The organism is Propioniciclava sp. (assembly GCF_036744435.1).
In the GTDB taxonomy this organism is placed as follows: domain Bacteria; phylum Actinomycetota; class Actinomycetes; order Propionibacteriales; family Propionibacteriaceae; genus Propioniciclava.
In genome coordinates this window covers 1-3,472 of sequence record NZ_DAIOIA010000184.1, presented here as the reverse complement: position 1 = coordinate 3,472, position 3,472 = coordinate 1, and the positions used below count along the sequence as shown (strand labels likewise).

The 3,472-nt window shown below is 69.0% G+C and carries 4 protein-coding genes; 3 read left to right on the top strand and 1 reads right to left on the bottom strand.

The annotated features are described in order from the left end of the window. A partial coding sequence (locus V7E09_RS14830) for a carbon-nitrogen hydrolase family protein (RefSeq protein ID WP_324523642.1) occupies positions 1 to 828 on the top strand: 828 nt, incomplete at its 5' end. Between the two features lie 120 nt (positions 829 to 948). Here the strand turns inward: V7E09_RS14830 and V7E09_RS14825 are convergent. Beyond that, positions 949 to 1,572 carry a DUF1345 domain-containing protein gene (locus V7E09_RS14825; protein ID WP_324511007.1) on the bottom strand — a complete coding sequence of 208 codons (624 nt, stop codon included), beginning with the start codon at positions 1,570 to 1,572 and terminating at the stop codon, positions 949 to 951. Between the two features lie 127 nt (positions 1,573 to 1,699). Between V7E09_RS14825 and V7E09_RS14820 the strand changes: the two genes are divergently transcribed. Both V7E09_RS14820 and V7E09_RS14815 read left to right on the top strand, forming a co-directional pair. After that, positions 1,700 to 2,668, top strand: a complete 969-nt coding sequence (locus V7E09_RS14820; RefSeq protein WP_324511006.1) for a hypothetical protein — start codon at positions 1,700 to 1,702, stop codon at positions 2,666 to 2,668. A 68-nt stretch (positions 2,669 to 2,736) separates the two neighbouring features. After that, positions 2,737 to 3,246 carry a GyrI-like domain-containing protein gene (locus V7E09_RS14815; protein ID WP_324511005.1) on the top strand — a complete coding sequence of 170 codons (510 nt, stop codon included), beginning with the start codon at positions 2,737 to 2,739 and terminating at the stop codon, positions 3,244 to 3,246. Positions 3,247 to 3,472 lie beyond the last annotated feature (226 nt).

Sequence of the window (3,472 nt, the reverse complement as noted above, 5' to 3'; positions counted from 1 at the left end):
ATGCCTGTCACCGTCGCGGTTCACCAGTTCGCACCCACCGAAGACAAAGCCGCCAACCTGCGGGCGCTCACTGCGGGGGTGGCCGAGGCGGCGGCGTCCGGGGCGGAGTTGGTGGTGTGTCCCGAGAACGCCATGTTCAGCCCGCCTGACTCCCGCACCGATCTGGCGCCGATCGCCGAACCCCTCGACGGGCCGTTCGTCACCGCGCTGCGGGACGCGGCGCTCCGGCACGGTGTCGCCGTGGTCGCCGGGCTGACGGAGGCGATCCCCGGCCAGGACCGCGTCCACAACACGGTGGTCGCCGTCTCGGCGGCGGGCGAACTGCTCACCGCGTATCGCAAACTGCATCTCTATGACGCGTTCGGCTACCGGGAGTCCGATGCGGTCGCACCTGGGGACATCGAGCAACCAGCCGTGTTCCGCCTCGGAGACGTCACGTTCGGCGTCCAAACCTGTTACGACCTGCGGTTCCCTGAGACGACGCGCCGTCTGGTCGACGCCGGGGCGCAGGCCGTCCTCGTGCCCGCCGCGTGGGTAGCCGGCCCGCTGAAAGAGGAGCACTGGGCGACGCTGCTGGCCGCACGGGCCATCGAGAACACGATCTACGTCGTCGGCTGCGGGCAGACCCCGCCGGTGTGCATCGGACGCTCCGCCATCCTCGACCCGCTGGGTGTGGTTGTGGCCAGCGCGGGCGGGCGTCCCGGCACCATCGCCGGAACCATCGACCCGGCCTGGATCGCCGAGGTGCGCCAGAGGGTCCCCGTGCTAACCGGACGCCGGTTCAGCGTCGAGCCGATCGAGGCTGCGCCCGCGCCAGACATCCCCTGACCCGGGGCGCTGTGGCGAGCGGGGTGGAGGCACGGTCCTGGGCGTGCGGTGCGTCAGTGGGGGTGATGTGGGCACTCCGCTATCTACTTTGTGCGGGTTGACCCGCGCGAGGACCCTGCCTCAACTGATGCTGGTGATCAGGTTGATCGCGACGCCGACGATGGCCGTGTTGTAGAGGAAGCTCAGCACCCCATGCCAGGTGACGATGCGGCGCAGGTGCGGGGTGGTGATGCTGGCGTCGCTGGTGGCGAACGAGATACCGACGGTGAACGCGAAGTACACGTAGTCCGAGGGCTCCGGGTCGGCGTCACCCGCGAACTCCAGGGCGCGAGGCTTGCCCTGGGAGGCGTCCAGGATCGCTTCGTCGCGGTACACATCCGAGTAGCCAAAATGCAGGACGGCCCAGGCCAGCAGGATCATCGGGACGGCGACCTGGTCGAATCCCGACGTGGACGGCCCGACGATCGAGTTCATCGCGCCGGTGAGGCCGACGGCGCTCGCCAGCATCGCGAAGGCCAGCCGGACGCGGATGCTGCGCGCACTCGGGATGGACTCCTGCGGCCGGACGCGGAGCCGCACGAGCCGCAGCACGACGTACGCCAGAGCGATCAAGCACCACAGCACCGACCCGGCGGGACCGGACATCACCACCACGTAGATCCCCGACAGCGTCAGGCAGATCTGCAGCAGGGTCTCGATGGTGCTGCTGGTGCGCCCCCTCATCGTGGCGTCCGGGTTGTGCATGGGAGGGTGGGTCGCTCGGGGGCACAAGGCGCGATCATGCGACCAGATTAGGGTGCACCACCCATGGCGATCCGCACGTGTCTTGACCATAAACTGGGGCGCGTCACGCTCCCACATCGCATCAGAGATGAGCCGGACGCTCGTCGTAGCCCTCGTGGAGGAAGCCATCTACCTCATCGATACCTTCCAGCAGCGCCCGCCGTGGAAGCGTCCCCCTGTGCCAGGCAGCGGGCGCGTCGAGAAGCGGGCGTGGGGTTCGGTGTTGTGGACGCAGGAACTCCCCTCGGGGTCCACGCACGGCATGATCCTGACCTCGAGGGTGTCCCGTGCTCATGCCGTCAAGCGTGCGATGCCTGCGGTGCTCGCCGCGTTGGTGGCGGTGGTGAACCTGGTGGCGTTGGCGGCGGTGTACTACGTCGCAGCCGACGGCTCGATGTCGGCCGCGCTGCGTCAGTGGGGCGATATGGCCTTGTGGATCACCAGTGTGGCGGCGGCACTGTGGGCGATCGTCATGGTGGGTGTCTCCAAGGAGACCCTCGTCGGAGCCGACGGTCTCCCCGTCGATGAGCGCTTCGAAGACCTGCTCTCCACCGAGGTCGCCTACCCCGACTATGCGCATTTGGTCACCCCGCTCATTGCCCGGTCGATTGCCAACCCGGCACTCGCCAAGCCCGCAGCAGCGCTGGCGCACACGCTCGCCACCACGGCCTCCCTGGTGGACCAGATCACCGGTCCCAGCCACGACAGCTTGGAGGCCACCTTGCCCGGGTTGGCTGCCAGCAGCACCACAGCCGACATCAAGGCGGCTACGGCTGCGGCCCGAGACGTGCGCAGAGCCGCCGCGAACGTGATCGACGCGGAATCAGCCCAGAGGAACCTCGTCGATCGGCACGAGGTCGCCTTGTCGGCCGCCGAGCGGCAAAGGGCCGCCGAGTGGGAGGTCGACGCGGCGCAGGCCCGGGCCGAGGCTGGGACGCGCGACGCCTTGGAGCAGGCGGCCCTCGACGAGGCCGCCGTGCGGGCGGCAACCCACGAGCTGTTCCCGGACGCACGTCCTGCCCATCCACCCAAGAAGCAGAAACGATTCCGCCGCTAGCTCGGGATTGTCGTGAGCGGCCAGTAACCTGAGCGGCAGTTGTTCGGCAGCCGACACCAAGGAGCACGATGTCCGCGTTGTACCTCAACCATTCCGAGCTGCGCACCGACCTGGTCGTCCTGCAGGTAGCCGACGTACCGACGGTGGTCGTGTCGGTGGTCGACTACCCCATGGACGGCATGTCCGCCCTGTTCGACCAGGCTTTCAGCGCGCTCTTCCCTGCCCTGGCCGCCGCGGGGATCACGCCCGTCGCACCGCCCTTCTCGCTGCACCACCGGATGCCCACCGAGACGGGAGACTTCGAGGTCGGCATCCCCGTCGACAAGGCGCTCACCGAGCCGATCGACGTCGATGGCGTCCGCATCGAGGCGTCCTCGCTACCCGGTGGCGACATCGCGACGCTCTCTCACCTGGGTTCCTACGAGGCTCTCGGCGAGGCGTGGGGCGGCCTGATGGCGGCGGTGATCGCCGACGGACGCGAGCCAGCCTTCCCGTTCTGGGAGGTCTACGTCACCGAGCCGACCCCCGACGCCGACCCGGCCTCCCTGCGGACGGACCTCTACACCCGCCTGGGCTGACACACGCGCCGCCAACGGCAGGGGATGGGGGCGCAACGCGCTCAGGACTGACCCCCAGCCGGTCAACGACGCGCCCTCACGTCGCCGAGGACTGAGGTTGCGTCCGTCGAGGACTGAGGCTGCGTCCGCCGAGGACTGAGGCTCAGGTCGCCGAGGACTGAGGCTGCCTCCGCCGACGACTGAGGCTGAGATCGTCGAGGACTGACGGGCTGCATGGTGGGGGCCG

Coding starts and splice junctions, on each gene's coding strand:
- V7E09_RS14825 (WP_324511007.1), bottom strand. CDS start 1,572: ATGCACAACCCGGACGCCACGATGAGGGGGCGCACCAGCAGCACCATC.
- V7E09_RS14820 (WP_324511006.1), top strand. CDS start 1,700: ATGAGCCGGACGCTCGTCGTAGCCCTCGTGGAGGAAGCCATCTACCTC.
- V7E09_RS14815 (WP_324511005.1), top strand. CDS start 2,737: ATGTCCGCGTTGTACCTCAACCATTCCGAGCTGCGCACCGACCTGGTC.